Source organism: Microcystis aeruginosa NIES-4325 (assembly GCF_008974145.1).
Taxonomy (GTDB): domain Bacteria; phylum Cyanobacteriota; class Cyanobacteriia; order Cyanobacteriales; family Microcystaceae; genus Microcystis; species Microcystis aeruginosa_G.
Window position 1 is genome coordinate 1 of the sequence record NZ_BJKP01000123.1, and the last position, 469, is coordinate 469.

At 38.0% G+C, this 469-nt stretch carries 1 pseudogene; it reads left to right on the forward strand.

The window, feature by feature from the left end:
* Positions 1-172: pseudogene (locus MiAbW_RS19270) on the forward strand (IS4 family transposase); the annotation flags it as partial.
* Positions 173-469 lie beyond the last annotated feature (297 nt).

Here is a 469-nt window from a genome sequence, read left to right on the forward strand (position 1 = left end):
GACTGGCTTGTGGCTTCATCAACTTGATCCGATTCGGCTCAAAAAACATGGTCGTCCTAGCCAAAGTCTTTTTCGCTTAGGTTTTGACCATCTTCGTCATCTGATTCTTAACCCTTCTTTGCCCAATCATCGGGATTTTCTTCATTCCCTACCATTTTTGTCCTGTACTTAGCTAAAGGCTATGAGCCTTATCAAGCAAGCTCTTTAACTGCTCTGTCACCCCTTGAGTATCGAACATGATTAGACCTCCTGCAAAAATCGGAACTTATTATGTAAAATAAAGTAAAACACTCAGAAAAATAATGACTTACGAAAAAGTAAAAAATTTGAATCCAGAAGACGTCAAACGCTTTTGGGTCGTGTATCCTGAAACATTTAATGATATGGTGAAAGTTTTAGCCGCCGAAAAAGTTCTTCAAAAAAAATCTGGAAGGCCAAGTAAATTAAGTCTAGAAGACCAAATCTTGAT